At 46.8% G+C, this 3,653-nt stretch carries 6 protein-coding genes; 3 read left to right on the top strand and 3 right to left on the bottom strand.

Translation table 11 applies throughout. The features are described 5' to 3' along the window. Positions 1-244: 244 nt before the first annotated feature. Genes F4X88_15765 through F4X88_15775 form a run of 3 tightly spaced genes read left to right on the top strand, consistent with a single transcriptional unit; the run spans position 245 to position 1,419 of the window. A complete protein-coding gene (locus tag F4X88_15765; GenBank protein ID MYA57742.1) occupies positions 245-523 on the top strand; it encodes a transposase family protein in 279 nt (92 codons plus the stop codon). 17 nt (positions 524-540) lie between these two features. Beyond that, entirely contained in the window at positions 541-993 is a 453-nt protein-coding gene (locus F4X88_15770) for an ISAs1 family transposase (GenBank protein MYA57743.1), read from the top strand. A 12-nt stretch (positions 994-1,005) separates the two neighbouring features. Further along, a complete protein-coding gene (locus F4X88_15775) occupies positions 1,006-1,419 on the top strand; it encodes an ISAs1 family transposase (GenBank protein MYA57744.1) in 414 nt (137 codons plus the stop codon). A 337-nt stretch (positions 1,420-1,756) separates the two neighbouring features. On the opposite strand, the gene F4X88_15780 is transcribed toward F4X88_15775, so the two are convergent. The 3 genes from F4X88_15780 to F4X88_15790 all read right to left on the bottom strand — a co-directional run bounded on the left by F4X88_15780 (position 1,757) and on the right by F4X88_15790 (position 3,456). After that, positions 1,757-2,161, bottom strand: coding sequence for a hypothetical protein (locus F4X88_15780; protein ID MYA57745.1), 405 nt, complete (start codon positions 2,159-2,161; stop codon positions 1,757-1,759). A gap of 161 nt (positions 2,162-2,322) precedes the next feature. Then, complete coding sequence (locus F4X88_15785) at positions 2,323-3,036, bottom strand: GIY-YIG nuclease family protein (protein ID MYA57746.1); 714 nt, start codon at positions 3,034-3,036, stop codon at positions 2,323-2,325. Positions 3,037-3,168: 132 nt separating this feature from the next. Beyond that, a complete protein-coding gene (locus tag F4X88_15790; GenBank protein MYA57747.1) occupies positions 3,169-3,456 on the bottom strand; it encodes a hypothetical protein in 288 nt (95 codons plus the stop codon). Between the last annotated feature and the right edge of the window lie 197 nt (positions 3,457-3,653).

The following is a 3,653-nucleotide window of genomic DNA, read 5'->3' on the forward strand; positions in this document are numbered from 1 at the left end:
CTTTGTCAACAACTGAAATCCTCTGCGATATAAATCGCTACTGCGTAAGTCCTATAAAATTCACAACTGTCTCTATAAACACAAGACCCAAAGCAATTATCACCAGAGCCATTTAGTTTTAGATTTTTTGGCAGATTTTTTTCACAATCGTTAATACTTTTGGGGTAAGCAGATGTTGCGTGATTTTTCACGCAACATCTGCTATACTTCACCGTAAAAAATAGCACATTTTTTTAGGTGAATCATGACAAGAACATCTTCCTGCCACTTACTTGATATGTTAGCAACACTGCCAGATCCACGCAAGCAAAAAGGCAAACGCCATCCCTTGCGATCCATCTTAGGCCTCATCGTCGTCGGACTCATGTGTGGTCAGGGCAGCTACACGGCGATCGCAGCTTGGGCACGCAGGCACCCGTCCCTAACAAAAGCCTTAGGGTTCACACACCCGATATCGCCTTGTGCTGCGACGTTTCATAACCTCCTGAAGCGTCTGAATCCGGTGCGTTTAGAGCAATCCTAACGCAATGGGTCTCTCGGGTGTTTCAAGCGACACCTGAGTTGAAGAGCCGCCTGACAGCCGTTGCGATAGACGGGAAAAGTTTACGAGGCAGCGGCACCCGAGACACCCAACAGACGCATCTACTCGCAGCTGTCTCGCATGAGTTAGGGATTCCTCTCGCAGAATGCGCTGTGAGTGAAAAGACTAATGAAGTGCCGGTCTCTACGGAACTCTTGAAAATGTTTGATGTCGCTGGAAAGGTCATCACGACGGATGCGCTTTTGACGCAACGTCGGTTTTGCCAAAGCATCATCGACCATCACGGCGACTATGTGCTACCGGTGAAAGCGAATCAGAAACAGGTCTTTGATGACATCAAAGACCTGTTTCAACCTTTTTCCGAAAACGACCCACAAGCCATTGAAGAGAGAAGGTTTCAAACACTCCATACCCAAGCCAACGCACATCTTGATGAACATACCACTCAGTAAAAAAAACGCGGCATCCTCACGACCCGAACCCTTCGAGCCAGCACACTTCTCAACGAACATCTCAACTGGCCAGGACTCGCACAGGTCTATGAATACCAGACGCACCGAAAACATCTCGCAACAGGCGAAATCACACACGACACACAATATGGCATCACGAGTCTAACGTCAGAGAAAGCCACCGCTAAAGACCTCCTCACACTTCGAAGGGGACATTGGACCATAGAGAACAAACTCCATTGGACACGAGACGTCGTTTTCCGAGAAGATGCCTCACAGGTCCGAACCGCAGCAATACCCCAAATCATGGCAGCTTTACGCAATACAGTCCTTTCTGTTTTCCGGTTCAATGGCTATACAAAGATCACGCAAACTCTGCGATGCTTCGCAGAAAAACCTAAACTCGCAGTTAAACTCATTCAATGAAGATTCTTAAAACTAAATGGCTCTGCAATTATCACAGTGTCAAGAATCACGCCAACGATACCCCGCCCGAGCGGTTGAAATCTCTGAGGATCAAAAACCACCGCTACGATAACGCAAAGAAAAGCCAGCATCAGCTGACTTTTGAATCGCGTTTTGAACGTGGATCGTTTGCTCATGATTCACCTATAGGTACTATTCGTATAGCCGTCCTTCAAAGGTTCGCGGCGGTTTGACTGTCTCAGTGTCCCAGAGATGGAGGAATCTGTCGAAGCACCGGCTTGCCAATATCTGCCCATCGGGAGAAAACGCTACGCCTCGACTCGACAGGGCAAATACCTCATGAGGCATTCGCAAGACAAGCCCCACATGGTACACCACGACATTTAAAGAGTTTAATAGACTCTCCATCCCCACGATATTTGACATATTCACCAATATCTGGATTTTGTTTTTGCCACGGTTTGTTCCAACGGTGCGCGCTTGTTGCCGCCTCAACGATATGCTTTGCCTCCTTATCATTTTCGGCGAAGAATCCTTCAATAACTCCGTGATGAGAGCCTCTCGTATGACACCAGTGGTATAATTGCTTTTCTTTTCCCTTAGGTTTCGGTGATTTCTCCGAGGCTATTTGAGGCGAACTCTGCTCTGTTTCCGGGGATATTTCAGTTTCTGCCTTTTGTGCCCCTATATACTGAGTCCTACTGACCGGGGAATAGAAGTTTTTATCGTAGTATCTACTCATTGAGATTCTTCACCTACGAACTGACAACGCTAACCTTCATATATTCCATCTGCAGCGAATCTCTTGCTTTATCTTCTCCATCATTTCCGAGAGGTAAACATTCTATCCACCTCAAGACAATACAATCGTCTAAGGACTTACGCAGCTGCCTTAAGAAGACATCAATCCGCCCCGGAAATGCTTAAGTAAATGGATTTAACTTCGCTGGGAAAGGTCATAAACCATTCTTCACCAATCGCACCTTCTATCTGCTTGCCTTTTCTCTTTAACGCCGCGTGTATTTTCGATTCCAGCCACAGACAATCATCTGTCCTGAGAACGAGGGCAAGTTGGGGTTTCTCTGGAAGTTGATCCCCAATTTGATCACGAATCCTGTATGCAACATATCCTTCTGTCCGGCCGATATTGCAGGGCCACTGAGGATCTCTTAACGATTCAGCATATCGTCGATACGTCGGGAAGTAGTAGAGATAAACCGACTCACTCCCGCTTCCGATTTCCTCCACCTGAGATGCGTCAACCTTGTCAGGGTTATGGACGACTCTGGGTGCTTTGACTCTGCCGGAAGCGATGTCCTTGTGAAACTGACGTGCCTCTTCAACCATAACAGAGACAATTTCAGGTTCAACCCCCATGCGCCGACCCCACCACTCACTGAAATTCGGTTTGTCATTAACCCACTTCTCGAACTCTGCCCTCGGTCTTTGCGCGACCATCAACTCCAGCCCCCTTCTGCGATACTGAGGTGTCTCACGCAATTCGTCAATCTGATCTTCGGTGAGATTGAATTCTTCGACCAACTTCCTCTTGGGCGTGTAACGCCACCAACACTTTTCCGCAACATCGTTCACTAGGTTTTCATCATAATTAGCCATTATTCTCCTTATGTAACTTTTTCTTTTCTCCAAGGTGTACCGCCATCGGAAATTTGGTCCACTGTCTAAACCAAGATTGTGCTATAGGTATTTGGTATCTGTGTAATGAGATGTCAAATGCATCTTCTCGCTTCAATGAGAATCCGCCTCACCGGTGTCTGTATTTTCAAACAGGACACCGTAATCAAAGATCTCAGCATCTGGTGGACGATGTTTGCCACCATACACTCCTTTGATTCCGTTCCAAATCCGGTCAATCGTTTTTCGAGAGAGATGCTGCGGGAGTCTGTTCTCCGCTGCATCCACACACGCTTTTAAAACCGATAATATCTCATCATCTGGATCGTCACGGGGGGCTGTGCAACTCTCCCGGGGCGGGATCACCGCCACCCCACCCGCAGAGACGATCGCCTCTCTCAACGCATCCGAGTCGTAGGCTTATCGCCTATCACAAACTCATATGCACTGGCAGTTCTTGAGAATCAACTGTATTTTGAGTTTCCATAAAGAGAGGATACTAAAATCTCTACCAAATGTCAATACCTTTTCAAATGTAAACACTACCTAGGTAGTGTTTACATTTTCTTAGCAGTTATGAGTATAGTAGCGAAATAGAC

It is taken from the genome of Candidatus Poribacteria bacterium (genome assembly GCA_009839745.1).
Classification (GTDB): Bacteria; Poribacteria; WGA-4E; order WGA-4E; family WGA-3G; genus WGA-3G.